15 protein-coding genes are annotated in these 22315 nt (G+C 38.0%); 8 read left to right on the top strand and 7 right to left on the bottom strand.

All coding sequences use genetic code 11. The features are described from left to right. Positions 1–16 precede the first annotated feature (16 nt). The 5 genes from PXC01_RS13260 to PXC01_RS13240 form a co-directional block, all read right to left on the bottom strand. Positions 17–2938, bottom strand: coding sequence for a glycoside hydrolase family 2 protein (locus PXC01_RS13260; RefSeq protein WP_276472767.1), 2922 nt, complete (start codon positions 2936–2938; stop codon positions 17–19). 17 nt (positions 2939–2955) lie between these two features. Beyond that, positions 2956–4635 (bottom strand): sulfatase-like hydrolase/transferase, encoded by a 1680-nt coding sequence (locus PXC01_RS13255; protein ID WP_276472766.1) that lies wholly within the window; start codon positions 4633–4635, stop codon positions 2956–2958. A 4-nt stretch (positions 4636–4639) separates the two neighbouring features. Then, positions 4640–5968: a sulfatase-like hydrolase/transferase gene (locus PXC01_RS13250; RefSeq protein WP_276472765.1), complete on the bottom strand. Its 1329-nt coding sequence runs from the start codon at positions 5966–5968 to the stop codon at positions 4640–4642. A 258-nt stretch (positions 5969–6226) separates the two neighbouring features. Beyond that, entirely contained in the window at positions 6227–7786 is a 1560-nt protein-coding gene (locus PXC01_RS13245) for a sulfatase family protein (RefSeq protein WP_276472764.1), read from the bottom strand. Positions 7787–7793: 7 nt separating this feature from the next. Further along, positions 7794–9224: a sulfatase-like hydrolase/transferase gene (locus PXC01_RS13240; protein ID WP_276472763.1), complete on the bottom strand. Its 1431-nt coding sequence runs from the start codon at positions 9222–9224 to the stop codon at positions 7794–7796. Positions 9225–9470: 246 nt separating this feature from the next. On the opposite strand from PXC01_RS13240, the gene PXC01_RS13235 reads away from it, so the two are divergent. From PXC01_RS13235 to PXC01_RS13200, 8 genes are all read left to right on the top strand, one after another. Next, entirely contained in the window at positions 9471–11027 is a 1557-nt protein-coding gene (locus PXC01_RS13235; RefSeq protein ID WP_276472959.1) for an alpha-L-fucosidase, read from the top strand. A gap of 96 nt (positions 11028–11123) precedes the next feature. Next, the gene (locus PXC01_RS13230) at positions 11124–12131 is read left to right on the top strand and encodes a zinc-binding alcohol dehydrogenase family protein (protein ID WP_276472762.1); all 1008 of its coding nucleotides are present in this window, start codon (positions 11124–11126) and stop codon (positions 12129–12131) included. 69 nt (positions 12132–12200) lie between these two features. Next, entirely contained in the window at positions 12201–13853 is a 1653-nt protein-coding gene (locus tag PXC01_RS13225) for a UxaA family hydrolase (protein WP_276472761.1), read from the top strand. Between the two features lie 8 nt (positions 13854–13861). After that, positions 13862–15313: a tagaturonate reductase gene (locus PXC01_RS13220; RefSeq protein ID WP_276472760.1), complete on the top strand. Its 1452-nt coding sequence runs from the start codon at positions 13862–13864 to the stop codon at positions 15311–15313. 22 nt (positions 15314–15335) lie between these two features. Then, complete coding sequence (locus PXC01_RS13215; RefSeq protein WP_276472759.1) at positions 15336–16163, top strand: amidohydrolase family protein; 828 nt, start codon at positions 15336–15338, stop codon at positions 16161–16163. A 2-nt stretch (positions 16164–16165) separates the two neighbouring features. Beyond that, positions 16166–16960: an SDR family oxidoreductase gene (locus tag PXC01_RS13210; RefSeq protein ID WP_276472758.1), complete on the top strand. Its 795-nt coding sequence runs from the start codon at positions 16166–16168 to the stop codon at positions 16958–16960. 23 nt (positions 16961–16983) lie between these two features. Beyond that, the gene (gene fucP / locus PXC01_RS13205) at positions 16984–18306 is read left to right on the top strand and encodes an L-fucose:H+ symporter permease (RefSeq protein ID WP_276472757.1); all 1323 of its coding nucleotides are present in this window, start codon (positions 16984–16986) and stop codon (positions 18304–18306) included. A gap of 12 nt (positions 18307–18318) precedes the next feature. Continuing rightward, on the top strand, positions 18319–18669 hold the full coding sequence (locus tag PXC01_RS13200; protein ID WP_071339869.1) for an L-rhamnose mutarotase: 351 nt from the start codon (positions 18319–18321) through the stop codon (positions 18667–18669). 119 nt (positions 18670–18788) lie between these two features. Here the strand turns inward: PXC01_RS13200 and PXC01_RS13195 are convergent, their stop codons facing one another. Then, positions 18789–20432, bottom strand: a complete 1644-nt coding sequence (locus PXC01_RS13195; RefSeq protein ID WP_276472756.1) for a sulfatase family protein — start codon at positions 20430–20432, stop codon at positions 18789–18791. Between the two features lie 53 nt (positions 20433–20485). Next, entirely contained in the window at positions 20486–22303 is a 1818-nt protein-coding gene (locus PXC01_RS13190) for an arylsulfatase (RefSeq protein ID WP_276472755.1), read from the bottom strand. Between the last annotated feature and the right edge of the window lie 12 nt (positions 22304–22315).

Genomic DNA, 22315 nt, shown 5'->3' with positions numbered 1-22315 from the left:
CCCGACTTTCTACTGATTATTTGTTCCATTCTTGCAATTCTATTCCGTTTAACCAAATTCCTTTTCCTGCTGTTCCTTGAATATTAACTTTTGCAGTACCATCATCTTGTACATTAAATAGGATCGTACTTTTACCTGGTTCTTGAAACTGCATCATTTTACCTTCCGTGACTTTAACTTCTTTGGTATTCTCCCCGGTCGATATGGTTAATTTGCGTTCGTAGGGAATATTCAAAATTCGTATTTCTTTCAACTTATCCTTATTGGGATCCATTTCATCAGAATTACTTTGTGGTGCATGGTGGTACGTGGTCAACTTGTATTTTCCCTTTGATAGTCCTTTAAAGTTAATGCTTAACCCATTTTCATCTATACCAAGGACACCATCGCCATACACAAATCCGTATTTACCTATAACGTTCATTTCACCCAACCAGCGCAAAACACCATCAGTGCTGTTTGTTGCCAGGTTTACTTCGGCGTTTTTGAAAAGGGGTAGTTTATAGCTACTTTTTTCCTCGTCCTTACCATGCCAAAAATCCCATCCGAATTGAACTAACTGGTCATGGGCACCCATGTCTATTTTAACTTTCTTAAAATCATAAATAGCTTTTGCATGCGTTGCCAAAACATTTGGGTCATAGGCTGTTAATTGCACATTTGCATTGGCAGATTTTAAACCTTTGGCACTTGCCGTAATTTTGACCTCACCTGCCGTAGTACCTGCTCTAATCAATGCTGGTGCAATACCATATTCCGTGAACATAGGGTTGGCATTGATATTCGCATTATCACCTACCACCATGGCATTCTTACTTACAGAAAAAGTAACCTTACCATTGTACTCTTTAATTGCAGTGCCGTTCTTATCTACCACAGTAGCGTAGGCCATAAGAATATCAGCACCATCTGCCGTAAACTTTCTACCTACGGTATCTACCATTAATTCTATGGCATGGGGTTTTCCCGGAGTTTTATGAACTACTTCTTTGGTTTTTCCATCTTTAAAAATGGCTTTGGCCTTAACCTCACCATCGGCATATTTTAAATTTTTAAATATAAAAGGCGCATGGTGTAAACCATCATAAATAGTATCTTTTGAGGAGGTTTGGGTAGCTACCGTTTTACCGTTTACACTTAATTCTACGTTTTCTGCATTGCTATAGACCGTGATGGAATCCTGCCCTTTTTTCCAGTCTTCCAGCATATATATAAAAGGTTCTTTTCCGAGCTCTGCCTTATACCAATGTAACTCTGGTCTTGGATTTCTAAAAATGGTCATTCCGCCACTTCTTGTTCTGTCTATTTTGTTGGAAGCTTTATCGTGTGTTGGGTGAAAGGTATAATAGGCATGGGCCGTCCATGATATTAATCCTGTCATTAGGGAATCTTTTCTAAACGGTGCCAAGGCTTCCGGTCCATGATGCCCTTCCATAGCGAACATAGGTTCTGCACGGTCCCAGATAAATGGTCCGTAAAGCATATTTGCATTAATATCCGTTAGTCCAGATGTTTGCCAACCTGTCCACCGTGAACCCTGTGAGGCGGTAAGCCTTGTTGGATCTTCTTGTTTGGCGGTATTGTGCGCTACAGGCACATACCCTCTGTGGTTGATTCCTCCTCCCCAAATTACTACGGAAGGGTGATTTCTATGATTGCGGATCATAACGCGTTCCGATTGTTCAAAATTGTTCCACCACTCCTTATCCGTACTCATCGATATCCACGACGGTGCTTCTTCATATACCAAAATACCCAGCTTATCACAGGCGTCTAAAATGGCATTATCTTGCGGGTAATGAGCGGTTCTCATAATGTTAAAACCGAACTCTTTAAACTGCAACATATCTTTATAATGTAGGGCATCTGGTACCGCATCGCCTATATATGGAAAGTGCTGATGCCTATTGAAACCCATAAGTTCTATTGGTTTGCCGTTAAGCATAAATCCACGATCGGGATTCAATTCAAACTTTCTAATCCCCAAATTGTTCTCCACGACATCTACAGATTTGCCATTTACCAAAACCTCTGTATTTACGCGATACAAATAAGGATTCTCAACATCCCATAATTGAACATTATCTTCTAAACTTCCTATTTGGTCAAACTCATAGTTGCTATTTTGAGCAACGTTTGCATCATCGATCAACTTTAGCACCACCAGACCTTCAGCATCTATAACTCTTGTGATCACTGTCACATTTTCAGTTTTGCCACTGGTATTTTTTACGACGGATTTAATATCTATGGTCGCATTTTTGTTCACCACATCTACCGTTGGCGTAGTTATGGTTACCCCGGCACGCTTAGCTTCCCAATTAAAACCAATATGCACCGGATGCTTTTCTACCAAATACACATCTCTATACAGACCACTAAATTTTACATAATCAAAAGGACCTGGATCTGGCGGAACTACCATACTTCTTCTATTATCTGCCAAAACGGTTACTTGGTTTTCTTTTCCTTTATCCACATACCGCGTAATATCAAAATGAAATGGTGTATAACCACCTGTACCATGCTTACCAACATGTTTACCATTAACCCAAACATCGGTTACTTGATGTACCCCCTCAAATTCTAAAAAAACTTTATTGTTGTTCTCTGGTACCATTATATTCCTTCTGTACCAACCTACATTTCTATGAAACTTAAGCTGTGTTTTTTCATCTTGCAAACCATCTAAAGCCAAAGAGGTCAATGCCAAGGTATGTGGTACGTTCACGGTTTCCCAGGTGATATCATCCGTATTTTTTTCAAAATACGCTGCATCAGGATTCCCTAAGTGAAATTTCCAACCTTGATTGATACTTATTTTGGTACGCTCAGTATCTGGATAGCCAAAAGGTAGTTCTTGAGAGAAAGCCTGTGCCGTTAATAATAGTATGAATAAAAGACTATATAGGCTTTTGATGATATTTTGTTCGGTCATTGCTGGTAAATTATCTATTATTTTGGTTCTATGATTACACCACGTTCCGCTTCACTATCAGAGGTATACCGTAACACTTTTGGTGCCTCATTTCCTCTGGCAAAGGTTATTTTCTCTTTCCACACGGTTCTCAATTTTTCCAACATTGGAGCATGTTCCGATACCCCTGCTAAATTGGTAGTTTCATCTGGGTCATTTTCCAGATCGAACAGTTCTTCATAAACTGCTTTTTCGCCCTGTAATGGTCCCTCTACAAATGAGCGATATAGGGCGATATCCGGGTCATGGACTTTGTATAACATCGCCGTCATCTTAATGCCCATTTGCTTTGCTGTCTCAATCTTTTTTTGTGCCGAAAAATTTTCGTTCTTGTAGTATTTAATATATTTCCAGCGCTTGTCTTTAACAGCTTCGCATCTTGGATTCCCAAACTGGGTAGACCATAAATTTTCTGTGTATAAATAGTCTCTGACGTCGCTTACTTTTTGTGCCAATAGTGGTGATAAATCGCTACCTTGATACGTATCCGGTACCGGAATACCTGCTTTTTTAAGTAAAGTTGGCGCAATATCTATGCTTTGTACCAGAGCGCTCGACTTTCTACCCCTATTCGATTTTTTTTCGTTCGGATCATAAATAATTAACGGTACATGCGTAGTTATTTCATAACAAAGGGCTTTACCACCAATACCAAATTGCCCCATAAATAAACCGTGATCAGATGTAAAAACGATAATGGTATTCTTATCTAATTTTTGGGCTTTTAGCGTTTCCCTAAGTTCGCCCACCATACGGTCAATGCCTGTCATTGCCTGTAATTGTAACTGATACCTTGTCAGCAGGCTATCTGGATAATCTACATAATCATACCCCTCTTGTCTATCATTTGTTTTGTGAATTTCCGGTGGTAATTTAGGATGTACAATATCTTTTTTAGCAATGTAATTCTTAGGCAATTTTAAGTCTACATCATCATACAAAGTTTTATAGATTTCATCATCGGTTTCTCGCTGTGCCATGGTAGATACGCTTGCACCATGTGGTAAATTAAAGTTGACCGAAAGCACGAATGGTTTATCTTTTGGTCGCTGATCTAAAAACTTTTGTGCACCTTGTAATTTTTGCTCGTTAGACAGGAAATCTGAAATTCCTTCGCTTATAATCTCTACCTGAGTATCATCTTTTGCATGCTTGAATATCTTATGTCTGTCTTTTGGGTAAAAGGTCAAATGACCGTGCCCGGCATACCAATAATCAAAACTTTTATCCATTAAACCACTGGTATAACCACCATCACCAACAGGCAAATGGTTTTTACCTATCCACCCAGAATAATATCCGTTATCACGAAGCACCATAGGATAGGTATTATTCCACCCTTCCTCTGACATACTCGTACCAGAATTAAAATTTACGCCGTGTTTACGTTCAAACTGGCTCGTTAAAATACTTGCCCTACTTGGCGTACATATGGCACTGGTAATATGTGCGTTCGTAAAAAGTACACCGTCTTTTGCCAACTTATCAATATTGGGAGTCTGTACTACTTCATTACCGGTACAGCCCATCATACCATAAGATTGGTCATCGGTTAAAATGAAAATAAAATTAGGTTGTTCTTGTGCCTGTACCACTCTAAAGATCAGCGTAATAATCAAAATAGTTAGTGATCTGGCAAAATGGGTATTTACATTCATATACTTAATTTTTTGGTCTAAGTGATTTTTCTCTGATCATTCTAAAATTCTTCTCCTCTTTAATGACATTTTCCGGATGCGGGTCTACCCAACCTGGTGCCACATTTTTGCTATCCCACGCTGTGTATAAGGCTTTTAATTTTGTCATAATCTCAGGATGGTTTTCAGCAATATCATGACGTTCCAAGGGATCTTTTTCTAAATTAAAAAGCATAGTTCTGCCTTTGTAAGCGCTCTTGTATAATTTGTATTCTTGGTGTCTTACGGCATACTCAAATCCGCCAACGCTCCGCCAGTATAAAGTCTCATGAGGCTTTTTATTCTTTTGATCTAAAAATGGTAAAAGGTCTACGCCATCTAGCTGTTTTTCACCTTTAACATTACCCCCTGCCGCATTGAGTAGCGTAGGAAATAAATCTAAGGAACTTACAATCTCATCATAAGCTTCGTTGGGTTTAATATGATTTTGCCAAACCATTAAGAACGGTACTTTTAAGCCACCTTCAAACAACATTCCCTTATGCCCTCTATTTGGACCATTATTGGCATGCATGGTACGCCCGCCATTGTCGCTCAAGAATACCAAAATGGTATTCTCTTTTAACCCTTTTTCCTTTAAATAGGCATCAATTTTACCAACACCTGCATCTACCCCGTTTACCATGGCCGCATAAACACTTCTACCGCCATATTCAATATGCTTAGTTTTTTCTAAGTATTGCTGGGTTGCGTGGTCTGGAGCATGTGGCGCATTGTACGCCAAGTAAATAAAAAACGGATCTTGCTTGTTATTTTCTATAAATGAGATGGCTTCATTGGTAAAATCATCCGTTAAATAAGATAATTCGCTTTCCGGTACTTTTTTTTCATTTCTGAATATGGTGCGTAATGGTCCATTGGATTTTCCCCAATAATTCATTGCACCGCCTGCAAAACCGAACCAATGGTCAAAACCTTGCCGAGGAGGGTGTAAATCAGCATGATCGCCTACATGCCACTTACCTATTGCGCTTGTAGTATAACCTTGCTCTTTTAAAGCTTCCGATATCATCTTTTCAGATAGTGGCGTACCTACAGATGCATTATTTTCACCATCATATGGCATATTACAATCATGCCCAAAACGTGATTGATATCTACCGGTCAACAGCCCGGCCCTGGATGGACTGCAATACGGATGCGATACGTAGCCATTTTTGAAAATGACACCTTCTTTTGCCAAATTATCCAAATTTGGCGTGGGAATATCGGTGCTTCCATTAAACCCCACATCTAACCAACCTTGGTCATCGGTTAAGATTACAATTATATTCGGCTTATTACTATTCTTCAAATTTTGGGCATTGCAGGTAATACTCAAACAGCCAAATAGTAAAATGCATAATTGAAAAGGTTTTGTCATATTTGCGTTCTAAAGCTCTACACCAATAAAACTAAGGGTTAACTTCTTATGACTAAAACTTTTAAAACATGTGTTGCATGGTTTAGAACATTTGTTCTTGCAATAGAAACTTACAACTGAAACGACTTCTGCTTAAACGAAAAAGCACCCTCTCGGGTGCTTCTAACAAAATAAAACTAACAATTACCATTAATGTAATTCCAACTCAGGTACCGTTGCATTATCGTTCCCTCTAATTCGTTCATATACTGATTTTAGTTCTTGTAATTTTTCAGGATTTTCTGCCGCTACATTTGTTTGTTGACCTAGATCATTTTTAAGATCATACAATTGGTAAGATTCATCATTACCCAATTCTATATTCACCTGTGTATTTACGGCTGCGCCCGAATATGGCGGAATAAATGCCCAATCGCCTTTTCTAAGAGCGGTTCTACCACCGGCCTCAATAATCAGCTGATCTCTGCCTTTTTCTGATTTCCCCAGAAATGTGCTGAGTAAATTTTTGCTATCGGGTAACTTAGACTCTGCTCCTGTTAGTTCGGCAAGAGATGCATATAAATCTATTTGGCAAACAAGTGCATCAGATGTTTTGGGTGTTATCTTTCCTTTCCAATAGACCGAAAATGGCACTCTTGTGCCCGCTTCGAAAAGACTATATTTTCCTCCTCTCAATCCCCCTGCCGGAGTATGTTCTCCCAACTTTTCTACGGCATTGTCATAATAACCGTCATTTAGCACAGGACCATTATCACTCGTAAAGACAATTAACGTGTTCTCCAAGATACCTTGTGTTTCCAGTTCTTTTAAAAATTCGCCGATTACCCAATCCGCCTCAACGATTACATCGCCCCTTGGTCCCATACCCGATGCACCTACAAATCTAGGATGTGGCGTTCTTGGCACATGTGGTTGTTGTAAGGCATAATACAGGAAAAATGGAGCGTCTTTATGACTAGCTACGTATGTCTTAGCTTTTTCCAAAAAATGGTCTGCCATATCAATATCTTTCCACTTGGCGGCTTCTCCACCTTTCATATAGCCAATTCTAGGCACACCATTTACTATACTTTGGTTGTGGCCATGGTGCCATTTCATGGTGGTCAACTCAGGATTATCCTTACCTGTTGGTTCACCTTCAAAATTTTCCTCATAACTGACTTCTATAGGGTCGTTAGGGTCTAAATTATCTACCTTTTCATTATCTATATAAACTGTTGGCACCCTGTCTTGCGTGGCAGCTAATATGTACGAATAGTCAAAACCTAATTGATTGGGACCGGGAGTAATTTCTTGGTTCCAGTCTACATTACCGTCGCCCAATCCTAAATGCCACTTACCTACGATACCTGTTTGATATCCCTTCTTCTTTAGCATTTTAGGAATTGTGGGTTGATCGGTATCTATTATCAATGGTGCCGTCCCTGGCAATATCGCCGCATTTACTCGCCATGGATATTCACCTGTAAGCAATGCATACCTACTAGGCGTACAAGTTGCAGAACTGGCATAACCGGAAGTAAACTTTACCCCCTCATTGACCAACCTGTCCATATTCGGTGTTTTTAATTCGGTTGCGCCATAAGCCCCTACATCGCCATAGCCCAAATCATCCAAATAAATGATGACAATATTCGGTTGTTCGTTTTTTGAGGGCTGTTCTTCCTTTTTTTCTTTCTGCTCACCACAGCTTGTTGCAATAAAGATGGCGATTATACACCCTATTTGTTTTAAAAAAACATTTTTCATACTACTATTATTTGATAGTTTCCTTGTATTCGTTTGACATTTTGTGAAACCCAATTTCTTCCCCAGCCAACATTCTTTGGTAATCTTTTGGTCTCTCTTTTTTAACCCATTTTAAAACATCTACAGACTCGGCGTGTACAGGGTTATAAGTCTCACCGATTGGTTTAAAGGCTTTATTATAATCTAAGGTTTGCTGTCTCATTTTTTGTACTACGGCAGCATATTCAACATCCAAAACCAAATTATTCAGTTCAAATGGATCCTTTTCTAAGTCATACAGTTCTTCTGCCGGTTTTAATCCGAAGAAAAGTAATTCATTTTTATTCAATTTACCCTGTTCTTTTAAGCTTCGCATTACGTGCACGGCAGGCCTATAAAATTCTAAATATGCTTGATGGGCATCCCAAGGAATCTCTGGTTTAAAATTTCTGATGTACTTGAACTTGTTGGTGGTTATGGCTTTGCTTTTTTCCGGAATTTCATCCCACAAATCGCGAGATGCAAATACCTCGGTTCGGTCAAAATCTTCATCCAAAAATGATTTTCCGGTCATAAAATCAGGAATTTTAACCTGTGCCAAATCTAAAATGGTTGCCGTTATATCTGTTGAACTTACTATTCGGTCATCTATCTGGCCCTTGTCTATTCCTTTTGGCCATTTCACCAATAACGGAATTCTTAAGCCAGAATCGTGTAAATATCCCTTTCCCCTAATATTACATCTACCATTATCACCTATAAAAATTACTACTGTATTCTCGGCAAGTCCTTTTTGTTCCAGTTCTTTAAAAAGCATTCCAATTTCAGCATCCATATATTCCATCTGATCTAAATACTTCGCCCAATCTAACCTAATTACGGGATCATCCGCCAAATATGGTGGCAGTTCCACATCATTGGGGTTTACAGGATGTTTGGATTTTGCACGGATTTCATCCCACCAATCGCCCCTGTGTGTTACGTTCAAGGTTATCTGCGAAAAAAATGGTGCATCTTTTGGCAGAAACTCATCGTACTTATCATAAATACCAAAATTTGATTCACCGTCCCAAGTACCAATAGCTGAATGTTTAAAATTCACATCGATTTTTCTTCCTTTGCCACGTACGTCTTTATGTCCCAAAATAGTGGTGTAACCCGCATCCCTTAATAATTGCGTAAAGGGAACAATTGGTTTTGGCAATACTACATCCCTATTACTACGGTGATTGTGGGTATTGCTTTTTTGTTGATGTGTACCCAAAATCATGGCTGATCTACTTGGTGAACAAATAGGGTTGGTCACAAAACAATTACTAAAGCGAATGCCATCTGCCGCCATTTGGTCCAAGTTGGGCGTCTTAACCGCTTTGGTACCATAACACGCCAAATCTAAACTAATATCTTCTGCCATAATCCAAATTATATTAGGCAAATTTTTGCTGTTATCCTGACTCATCAAAAACTGAACAGCACATAAAAGCACGCACAAACATCGTATTTTCAACTGCATATGAATTTTACTTTTTATTTAAACATTAATAACATTAATTATATATATCTCAAAGAAATACATATAAAACCTAATAAAAAACAAGGATAACCATTTGTTGTAATCATTAAAACATCTGTTACGAACTTGATTAAACAAAAAACGGAATTTAGCAACTCTTACTTAGATATACCTTTTATAAATCGTTACCATATGAATATGAGCAAGTACTTTGTATTACCATTGATCGGTCTATTGATACTGACGGGATGCAAATCTGAATCGAAAAAAAATAACAATGAAACCGTTGAAACCGAAATACATTTTGAGCCTAATTGGGAATCCATAAAGAAAAATTATAAGGACCCAGAATGGTTTAATGATCAAAAATTTGGAATCTTCATTCATTGGGGCGCATACGCAGTACCGGCATATAGTTCTGAGTGGTACCCTAGAAGAATGTATATGGATACAGCTACATTTTCAGCGCAATTGAACCACCAACAACTTGGTCCAAATGAAGTGTACCTATATCATAAAAAGAAGTATGGCGATCAAAAGGAATTTGGGTACAAAGATTTTATACCCCAGTTTAAAGGTGAAAAGTTCAACGCTGCAGAATGGATAGATATTTTTAAAAAATCTGGCGCTAAATATGTCATACCCGTTGCAGACCATCATGATGGTTTTGCCATGTACAAGTCCAATACCACACGTTGGAATTCAGTAGACATGGGACCTAAAAAGGATATTCTGGGCGAATTATTTAAAGAAGGCCGCAAAGAAGGTCTTATTATGGGCGCTTCTTCGCACTATGCGTTTAATTGGTCTTTCTATAATAAAAAGGACCACTTTGACACTACAGATCCTGAATTTGCGGATTTATATTCTGCAAAAGGTAAAGATCTGACCGAACCTGTTTCTGAAGAGTTCAAGAAATTATGGTGGAATAGAACGGTGGATTTAATTGACAATTACCAACCAGATATTTTGTGGTTCGATTTCTATTTAGACATACCAGATTTTAAGGAATACAGACCTAAGCTTGCTGCTTACTACTACAATAAGGGTATAGAATGGGGCAAGGAAGTAGTCATAAACGATAAGAATTTTGATCATGAGGCTTTTCCCGAAGGAACTGTTATCTACGATCTAGAAAGAGGAAAATTGCCAGGTATTAGAAAATTGCCTTGGCAGACCGACACTTCCATAGGTAAAAACTCATGGGGCTATGTTACCAATTGGGAATCTAAAAACACCAATGAACTAGTTGACGATTTAGTCGATATCGTTTCTAAAAATGGAAATCTACTTTTAAACATAGGTCCTAAAGCAGATGGAAGCATTCCAGAAGATCAACAAAAAATACTTTTTGAAATTGGAGATTGGTTAGAAGTAAATGGTGATGCTATTTACAACACCGAATATTGGACCGTTTTTGGTGAAGGACCTACCGAGGTTAAAAAAGGGCACCATTCTGAAGGTGAAAACAAAGGGTTTACGGCTCAAGATATTAGATTCACTAAAAAAGACAATAAACTTTATGCCATTCTATTGGCCTGGCCAGAAAACAATTCGGTAACCATTGAATCCTTGGCTTTAGGAAACACCAACGCAGAGGGTCTAGATATTAAATCTATTACATTATTGGGATCAGATAATGAAATTGCATATAAGCAAACCAATAACGGTCTTGAAATAGCAAACCTTGGAGAAAAGAAAGGTGACCACGCCTTCTGCCTAGAAATTACCCTAGGCGATAAAATTTAGATTTAAAAATAATTGTTTGTGTTAGTTTTAATTAAATGATGCACCCCTAACGGGGTGCGTTTTTAAACGACCACTTGCATTTGAACATTTACGATAATGAAATATATAACTTGCGAAGAACCCGGCACGTTTACCTTAAAAGATAAAGAAGCACCTGTAGCTAAACCTAATGAAGCTACTCTAAAAATTAAGAGAGTAGGTATATGTGGTACAGATTTGCATGCCTATGCGGGCAATCAAGCTTTTTTTAGCTATCCACGAATTTTAGGTCATGAACTTGCTGCTGAAATTATTGCCATTGAACCTAATTCAAAAGGGCTTAAACAAGGTGATAAAGTTGTGGTTATGCCTTATATAAGTTGTAATGCTTGTGTGGCTTGCAAGGCCGGAAAAACAAATTGCTGTACCAACATTAAGGTTTTAGGCGTTCATACGGACGGTGGTATGCAAGAAATTATCAACGTGCCTATTGCACTACTGCTCCCTGCGAACAATCTTAGTTTAGAGCAAATGGCAATTGTAGAGCCATTGGCCATTGGTGCGCACGCTTTACGTAGGGCACAGATCGTAAAAGGAGAAACCGTTGCGGTTATAGGTTGTGGCCCAATAGGCATAGGAATCATGAAATTAGCACAATTGCAAGGCGCCAAAGTAATTGCCATTGATGTTAATCAACAAAGGTTAAACTATGCCAAAGAAAAAATTGGAGTAGACTATACTGTAAAAGCAGATGATGATGCAGTAGCCAAAGTCAATGAATTTACCAATAATGATTTGGCAACAGCGGTTTTTGATGCATCAGGCAATAAATATGCCCTGGAAAATGGTCCTAATTATATGGCGCATGGTGGTCGCTATGTATTAGTAGGATTATCCAAGGAATATTTAACCTTCAATCATCCGGCAATACATGCAAAAGAAACAACCATCATGTGTAGTAGAAATGCCACCTTGGCAGATTTTGAATATGTTATTGATGTAATCGACCAATTCCCAATTGAATCTTTTGTGACACATACCGTAACATATAATGAAATGATAGCCAATTTTGACGCATGGCTAAAACCTGAGACCGGTGTCATCAAAGCCATGGTCACTTTCTAAATCAAAAATGAAATAGAAATAAACCTATGCGGCCCTATTTCTATTTTTTGAAAGCTTGTAAACGAATTTATGGATAAGACATTTTTACACATTCATACAAAAGATAATATACTAGTTGCCTTACAAGATATTCCTGAAGGCACGAATATTCAACATGATAATATTACTTTTCGTATTCCAAAAAAAGTAAAGGCGAAACACAAGTTTACGTTTACCGATTTGGAAAAAGATGCTTTAGTCTATATGTACGGTTCTATTGTAGGCAAAGCGGTTGTGCCTATTAAAAAAGGAGAGGCTATTACCACTGAAAATTTAGTACATGCAGCATCTACCTATCAAATAGAAAACCAACAATGGAACTTTACCCCTCCAAATATTGATGCTTTTAAGAACAGAACTTTCATGGGCTATCACAGAAAAGATGGTAGCGTAGGTACCGCTAATTACTGGCTAGTTATCCCTCTAGTATTCTGTGAAAATAGAAATGTTGAAGTATTGAGGACAGCGCTTTTAAAACCGTTAGGATATAAAACTTCAGCAGCAGACATCATCTCTACAGAGACGCTTGTAAAGCAGTATAAGAAACAAGCTACTAATGAAGAATTATTAAAAAGCAACATTCTAAAACCTGAAATTCCGAATACGGACGAGCAGGTTTTCCCCAATGTAGATGGCATAAAATTTTTAACACATGATGGTGGTTGCGGTGGCATTAGGCAAGATAGCGATACTCTTTGCAACCTTTTAGCTGGCTATATTACCAACCCAAATGTTGCCGGTGCTACGGTGCTAAGTCTTGGTTGCCAAAATGCGCAGATTCCTATACTAGAAGATGCCATTAATAAAAGGGATGCTCAGTTTTCTAAACCACTTGTCATACTAGAACAACAACAAAGTAAAAGGGAACAACATTTTATTGAAGATGCAGTTAAACAAACCTTTTTAGGTTTAATAGAGGCCAATAAAACCAAACGTGCTCCGGCACCACTGAACAAACTGACCCTTGGGCTGGAGTGTGGTGGATCTGACGGATTTTCAGGTATCTCTGCCAACCCAGCACTAGGCCATGTTTCAGATATGTTGGTGGCACTTGGCGCATCTACGGTTCTTGCTGAATTTCCTGAGCTAAATGGTGTTGAACAGGAACTTCTGAATAGATGTGAGTCTAAGGAAAATGCAAAAAAATTTGCGGGACTAATGCAAACCTATGCCAAACGTGCCGAGGAAGTGGGTTCAGGTTTTGAAAACAATCCTTCACCCGGTAATATAAAAGACGGACTCATTACGGACGCAATGAAGTCCGCCGGAGCGGCAAAAAAAGGTGGTACTTCCACAATTACCGATGTGCTTGATTATACCGAACCGGTCACGAAAAAAGGCTTGAATTTACTCTGTACTCCTGGTAACGATGTAGAAAGTACGACGGGACTTGCAGGTTCTGGCTGTACTATTATTTGCTTTACTACGGGGTTAGGTACCCCTACCGGCAACCCCATTGCCCCTACCATTAAAATAGCAAGTAATACGCAACTCAGCGAGCGTATGGCAGATATCATTGACTTTAACACTGGTGGTATTATAGAGGCTACGGCAACTATAGAAAGTAAAGGTGAAGAGCTTCTAGAATACATCATTGCCGTGGCAAGCGGAGAAAAAATACCTAACGCAGTACGTTTGGGACAAGACGATTTTATTCCTTGGAAAAGAGGAATATCACTATAACAATACATATGGAAATTTTAAACAGTAATGCCATAACCGATCGTAAATCATTACCCATAAAAGTAATGCAATTTGGAGGTGGTAATTTTCTAAGGGCATTTGTAGATATTAGTATTCAAAAAATAAACAACGCTACGACCTTCAATGCCGGTGTTGCCGTAATTAAACCCACTGCACGTGGTGACTATCAAGAGCTAAAATCACAAGATGGTTTGTTCTCCGTGCAATTAGAAGGATATGAGAACAATATTTTTGTACAAGATTTAACCGTTGTTGATTGCATTCAAAAAGTTATCAATCCTTATTCTGAATGGCAAAAATATATTGACCTTTCAAAAACTCCTGAATTGCGGTTTATTATATCGAACACTACGGAAGCGGGTATCGTTTTTAATTCAGATGATACCTTTGACCATACACCTCCCAAAGAGTTTCCGGCAAAACTTACCGTTTGGCTATTTCATAGGTTTACACACTTTGATGGCGCTTTGGATAAAGGATGCATTCTTTTACCTGTTGAACTTATTGATAAAAATGGGGAAGCATTAAAACAATGTATTTTGCAATACGCAGATCACTGGTCCCTTGAAGAATCGTTTAAAAATTGGATATTAGAAGCATGCATATTTTACAATACCTTGGTAGACCGTATTGTATCTGGTTATCCTAAAGATAAAATTGAAGAGATGGAAGCCAAGCTTGGCTTTAAAGATCAACTTGCCGTTGCAGGTGAACTGTACCAAAGTTGGTTATTAGAAGGACCTGATGACATTTTAAATGAATTTCCTTTCAATAAAACAGATTTAAATATTGAATTGGTTTCAGACTTAGAATCCTATAGAAATTTAAAAGTGCGCATTTTAAACGGTGCCCATACATCAATGGTTCCAGTGGCATACCTATTAGGTGAACGCTTGGTTAAAGACGCCATGAAGAATACCCTAGTCGCTAACTTTATTCATCAAGTATTGATGAGCGAAGTGTTGGAGACTTTAGATTTTCCACAAGATTACAAAGAGCAATTTGCAAATGACGTCGTTAACAGATTTAAAAATCCGGCACTTGAACATCAACTGATCAGTATTGCATTGAACAGCACCTCAAAATTTGTAACTCGTTTATTACCTAGCTTAAAAGATTATTTGAAAATAAAAGGAAGTCTTCCCGCAAATATCACATTTGCATTGAGTGCTCTAATTCGCTTTTATGAAGGAAGTTTCAACAATGACAAAATTGATTTAAACGATACTACTTCGGTACTTGAATATTTCTCTAACACCTGGGAACAATTTAGAGAAAACGACATTGACTTAAATACATTGACTACCAGATTATTGGGCAATTCTGATATTTGGCAAGAGGACCTGAACCAAATAACCGGTTTAACTAACATGATTTACAAAAACCTTAGCAATATTGAAAAATACGGATTTGAAGAAGCTCTTACAATGATAAATTAAGGTAACTATTGATCAATTGACTATGACCATAGACGCACATCAACATTTTTGGCAGTATGAGCCCGTAAAGCATTCATGGATCGATGATGATATGAGGATAATTAGAAGAGATTTCATGCCTAATGACCTCATTGGTGAATTAAAAGCCAATGCCATTGACGGCTGTGTTGCGGTACAAGCTGATCAAACGTTAGCGGAAACTGAATTTTTAATTAATCTAGCCGCAGAAAACAATTTCATAAAAGGTGTTGTGGGCTGGGTAGATTTACGTGCTTCTACCATTAAAAGCGATTTAGAAAAGTTAAGCAACCATACTATATTAAAGGGATTTAGACATGTGGTACAGGGAGAACCTGATCATAATTTTCTATTAAGAAAGCCATTTTTGAACGGTATAAAAGAACTTGAACCGTTTGGATATACTTATGACATTCTAATTTTTCCGCATCAGCTTGGGGCAACTTTAGAGTTTGTAAAGCAATTTCCAAATCAAAAATTTGTGATTGATCATATAGCTAAACCCTACATAAAAGACGGTTTTTATGACGGTTGGGCTACCATGATGAGAGAAATAGCATTACTGGAAAATGTTTACTGTAAACTATCGGGTATGATTACAGAGGCCGACTACAAAAAATGGAAGCCTGATGATCTCTCAAAATATCTAGACCTTGTCCTGACCTCTTTTGGTTCAAAAAGATGCCTTTTTGGTTCTGACTGGCCTGTTTGCTTGGTAGCGGGAAATTATAGCCAGGTTAAAAACTTAGTCACAGATTTCATTTCTGGTCTAAGCGATAACGAACAACATAACATTATGGGAAACAATGCAGTTGAATTTTACAATTTATAAGTATGGATTTAAGACTAAAAGATAAAGTAGTAGTAATAACGGGTGCAGCCGGTCTACGAGGAAGCATTGGGCAAACCATTGTAGAAGAATTAGCTAAGGAAGGCGCTCTTCCTGTTATTGTTTGTAGAAATGATCGCGGATTTGAATATGAAAAAGAGCTACGTGATAAAGGTATAGACAGCATATTTGTAAAGACAGATTTAACCGATGTTGTACAAATAGAACAAGCGGCGAAAACCATTGGTGACAAATATGGAAAAATAGATGCCTTAATCAATAATGTTGGTGTTAACGACACGGTTGGACTGGAAGATAGCATAGAGAAATTTATGCGCTCTTTACAGCTTAATCTGGTCAGTTTTTTTGCCATGACCAAGTTTTGCCTACCCTACTTAAAAAAGGCGAAAGGCAATATTTTAAACGTAGGTTCCAAAGTTGCACTTACGGGACAGGGCGGTACTTCTGGCTATGCGGCATCCAAAGGTGGTGTTCTTGGCTTAACCCGTGAATGGGCGGTAGATTTAATTCCGTTCGGCATTCGTAGTAATGCTTTGATCATTGCTGAAAGTTGGACACCAGCCTATGAAAACTGGATCAACAGTTTAGATAATGGCGATGAAAAATTACAATCTATTGTAAAGAACATTCCGTTTGAAAACAGAATGACTTCTCCCTTAGAAATTTCCGATGCCGTATTATTCGCTATATCCGAAAGATCATCACACACCACTGGCCAATTTATAACTGTTGATGGTGGCTATGTGCATCTAGACCGATCTTTATTATCCGAAAAATAATTCTACAAAACCGACCAATCCTTATGAACACATCTGAAAAAATACCTGTTGTTGCCAAATCAGTATTGGTGCCATTTATATTGATTACTTCTCTGTTTGCTTTGTGGGGCTTGGCAAATGATATGACCAACCCCATGGTACGCGGTTTTCAAAAAGTACTGGAATTATCCAACAAGCAAGCATCTTTGGTACAGTTAGCATTTTATGGTGGTTATTTTACCATGGCTATTCCCGCTGCTTTATTCGTAAATAAATACTCTTATAAAAAAGGGGTTTTATTAGGCTTGGCATTATATGCCATAGGCGCATTGCTATTTTATCCGGCAGCTGCCTATGAAAGCTACCCTTTCTTTTTATCAGCATTGTATGTACTAACTTTTGGGTTGGCGTTTTTAGAAACTACATCTAACCCGTACATTCTTTCTATGGGTGCAGAAGAAACAGCCACCAGACGTTTGAATTTTGCCCAAATGTTCAACCCAATGGGTTCTATTTTAGGGCTATTGGTGGCTCAAAACTTTGTATTGGGCGCATTACAATCCGATGACACAACAGTAGATGGTGTTCCTATTTTTGACACATTGAACGAAAGTGCCAAAGCCGTCATTAGAACATCTGACCTGGAAATTATTAGAAATCCATATGTACTCTTAGGACTTGTAGTTTTGATATTTTTTGTATTGATCAGCGTGGTTAAGATGCCACAAAACAAACATCAAGAGGCAAAGGTGGTTTTTAAAGACTCCGTAAAACGATTATGGAAACAACCAAAGTTTGCTTTTGGTGTGGTCACACAAGCTTTTTATGTAGGTGCCCAGATTATGTGTTGGACCTACGTGTACCAATACGCCGAAACACTTGCCATTGACGCAAAATCTGCCGTTTGGTACGGTTTAGCCGGCTACATTGTTTTTCTGATAGGTAGAACCATAGGTACTGCCCTTATGGCCAAAATAGACTCTGGAAAATTATTAATGCTTTTTGGATTAGGTGGAATGCTAACCCTGCTGGGCGCAATATTTTTACCGGGTATGTTAGGTATATATTCATTAGTGACAACCTCGTTGTTCATGTCCATTATGTTTCCCACCATTTACGGTATTGCTTTAGAAGGCCAAGGTGAAGATGCCAAATTTGGAGCTGCATTTTTGGTCATGGCTATTGTTGGGGGAGCACTACTCCCCTTTTTACAGGGTTATATGCTAGATTTAGGTGGTGTTGGATATGAGGACATTACTATTTTTGGAGTTACAGAAATGAGATTTTCATTTGTACTATCACTTATTTGTCTTGGTGTAGTTGCCTTTTACGGAAGAACAGTTTATAAAAAATATCATACCAACTAATTAATCCATTTTATGAGTTTAAATAAACGTCTTTGTTTTGCTTGCGATTTAAAAGATAACCCAGAATTAATTGTGGAGTACAAAAAGTACCATGCAGAAGGCAATGCATGGCCAGAAATTACAAAGAGCATTAAAGATGCCGGTATCATAGATATGCAAATCTACCTTACAGGTAATAGAATGTTCATGATTATGGAAGTCGATGCTTCTTTTGATCCCGATAAGAAGTCTAAAATGGATGCGGAAAACCCAAAGGTTCAAGAATGGGAAGAACTGATGTGGGGATTTCAACAAGAACTTCCATGGGCAAAAAAAGGTGAAAAGTGGATAGCTTTAGAACAAATATTTCAACTAGAAAAATAATAAACGCTACGTAAAACCATTTTAAAAACTATCAATCAATTTACTAGCAGTCTGTCATAGCTTTAACAAAAAAGCCAACTTTAACAAGTTGGCTTTTTCTATTTATGGAACTATGGCTATCAATCATTCCAATGGGCATCAATTACCTTTTGTATGTGTGGGTAATTTATATCGGTTTCATTTAATTCTTCCCTAACCTTTATCAACTCTTCTTTTAATTCAGCAATAACTTCTGTATAGTTTGGGTCATTATAAGCATTGTTCATTTCCTTTGGGTCGTTCTTTAAATCATAGAATTCCCACGCTACCGGTGTTTTATTGCTAAAATCATTACCCCAGCTAGCTTTATTATATTCAGCGTTGGGGTCGTCCGTATCTACCCAATACCTGCCGTAAAAAAATATCAACTTATAATCTTTAGTTCTAAGCCCAAAATGTGCCGGATTCTGATGTCTGTGTGCCATATGCATCCAATAACGATAATAAGTAGATTGCGGCCAATCTGCCGGTTCTTCCCCTGTTTCCAATATTGATTTAAAACTTCTCCCTTGCATGTAATCTGGCGCAGACCCACCTGCCATTTCAATTAAGGTAGGAGCAAAATCAGTATTATTTACCATAGCATTTGAGCGCGAACCAGCTTTAATTTTTTCAGGATAACGAACAAAGAATGGCATACGCATAGATTCATCGTACATCCATCTTTTGTCTATATAATCATGTTCGCCCAACATAAAACCTTGATCACCGGTATACACAATAATTGTATTCTCTAACAGATTATTTTCCTCCAAATAATGAATCAGTCTTTTTACATTATCATCTACACCCTTTACGCAACGCAAATAGCGCTTTAAGTAATCTTGATACACCGTTGAGGTGATTTCTTTTTCCTCTGGTGTCAACTGCCATTTTTTATGCTCATCTATCCCAATAGTATTTTGATCTCTATATTGTTTATAAATAGAGCTATCTGTATAAATATTCATGGCCTGATTACGAATTAAATTGCGTCTAGAGACCGATGAACCAATAATGCGCGTTAGGGAATCGTTCGATCCCCTAGTAGCTACCGAACCATTGTTCTTATTATCATATAAACTCTCTGGTTCCGGAATAAAGGTATCTGCCAGATAATCATTGTAACGTGGGGCATTTTCAAAATCGTCATGTGGTGCTTTGTAATGGTGCATTAAAAAGAAAGGTTTAGTTTTATCTCTTCCTTTATCTAACCATTCAATAGTATTGTCCGTAATAACGTCTGTAGAATGCCCTTCTGTCTGTACTACATTGTTTGGCCATTCTTGCTCTCCACGAACTCTAAAATCAGGGTTAAAATATTTGCCTTGTACCGGTAGCACCTTGTAATAGTCAAATTCCGCAGGTTCATCATGCAAATGCCACTTACCTATAATTGCCGTTTGATAACCTAATTTTTTCATCTCTTTTGGCAGGTATTGCTTCGCTGGTGGTAAGGCACCTTCCAAATCTAGCACACCGTTGGTCTGTGCTCTTTGTCCTGATATAATGGCCGCCCTACTTGGTACGCAAATAGAATTGTTTACAAACACATTTTCCATCAACATGCCTTCATTTGCCAATTTATCCAATGTTGGCGTTGGGTTCAATGATGCCAACCTGCTACCATAAACGCCCAACCCCTGAGTAGTATGGTCATCTGCCATAATGAAAATGATATTTGGCCGTGCTTTATTTATACCAGCATCTTTAGGTTTTTCATTGCACGCCATAAGAGAAAACATTACGACGAACATTATACAATTGGAAATTCTTTTCAATACCATTTTTAGTTCTATTATTTTTTAGTAATTGATATGTAGTATGCAGGAAGCTGTTGATCATCTTCAGTAGTAAAACTAGCGGAAAGATGATACGACCCTTTTTTTAAATGCTGGTTCAATTGAACATTATTGCTATTGCCATTGGCCAATACTTTGGTTTTATATTTCCCTATTGTAACACTTGCCGATACTATTTCTTTTCCAACACCTGCCGATAGTCCGTCTTTATTGATTGTGGATAGAACAGCATCCGTAGTTTCATTGATGTTTAAATTAGACTCTTGAGGATATCTACCCAGTTTAAATTGATACAGGCCGTCTTCTTCCACCCTTACCAAATAATACCCCTTAGGTGAAAACTCCCCTTTTCTTATCAAATCTTGATTCCACGGTATTGGATCCTCTGAATGTAGATCATGAATGGTAAGCAACACGTTTTCATTGTTTGGCGTGTTTAAAGGAATGCTTGCATAATGCATATCCGCCTCCGTACTTTTCCACCATTCATCATAAAATGCCTGCATATTTTTCACCCGCTCAGGAAACTTATCACTAAGGTTTTCTGTTTGACTTATGTCAGTTTCTATATTATAGAGCTCATCTCCATTTACCAAGCGCCACACCCCTTGCATGACACAACTATTTCTATCTTTTTTGGGCCATTGCAATCGTTGGGTATCTACCACCAACATACGATCTTCCAATTTTGTATTTGATTGGAATACTTGGGAGACATCGGTACCATCTAAATAGTTCTTAGGTGTATATTCTAATTTGCATAACGCGGCAAAAGTGGGCAAGATGTCTACATGTGCCACCAAATCATTACTTTTCTTTTGGTTCTTTGAAGTTATATTTCCCTTGGGCCAATGAATTAAGAACGGCACCCTATGACCACCATCATACGGGCTACTTTTGGTTCCTCTGAGATTTGCATTATACCCCGTAGTCAATCCATTTTTTTTACCAATGCCGGCAGCAGTGCCATTATCCGTCGTAAATACTAAAATTGTATTTTCCAGCTTTCCAGATGTTTCTAGATATTTTAAAAGCTTACCTATGTTATCATCCACATTACTGATCATACCATAAAACCGTTTTTGGGTATCGGTAAGATTTGCATCTGCATACATATCTAAATACTCTTTCGGTACGTTAAATGGACCATGAGGCGCATTTAAAGCTAAATATGCAAAAAAAGGTTTATCCGCCTGATCTTCAATATATTTTATAGTTTCATTGAACCAAACATCTGTACAATAGCCTTTAAACTTTTCTGGAATACCGTTTCTGAAATAAGTATCATCAAAATAATCATTATTCCAAAAATCCGGAGTTTGTCCTACACCACCGCCGCCGTGATATAATGCGTTATCAAAACCTCGATCATGCGGTCTAAACGGGTAATTATCCCCTAAATGCCATTTGCCGAACATTGCAGTTGCATATCTATTTTCTTGAAAAACCTCGGACATGGTTTGCTCCTCTTCATTTAAAATAGAGCAGCCCCCAATGGTATGCCAAGCATTGTTTCTATTACTATTTCTACCTGTCATTAATCCCGCCCTAGAGGGCGCACAGGTAGTACCTACATGAAAGTTGGTCAACTCGGTAGACTTCGCCGCTAAAGCATCAATATTGGGCGTTTTTATAATAGTATTACCATGAAAACCTACGTCGCCATAGCCTTGATCATCTGTGATTATAAAAATAACATTAGGTCGTTCAAAATCGTTCGCTTTTTTCTCATCAACCGTATTCCTATCCTTACAGGAACTGAATATCAATACCAATACAGAAAATTTTAAAAATAGGTTGTTACCGAGTTTCATATTTGATTGAAG

This window comes from Maribacter huludaoensis, assembly GCF_029350945.1.
Classification (GTDB): Bacteria; Bacteroidota; Bacteroidia; order Flavobacteriales; family Flavobacteriaceae; genus Maribacter; species Maribacter huludaoensis.
Note: the sequence above shows the minus strand (reverse complement) of the source record. Positions and strands in the feature narration are given on the sequence as shown.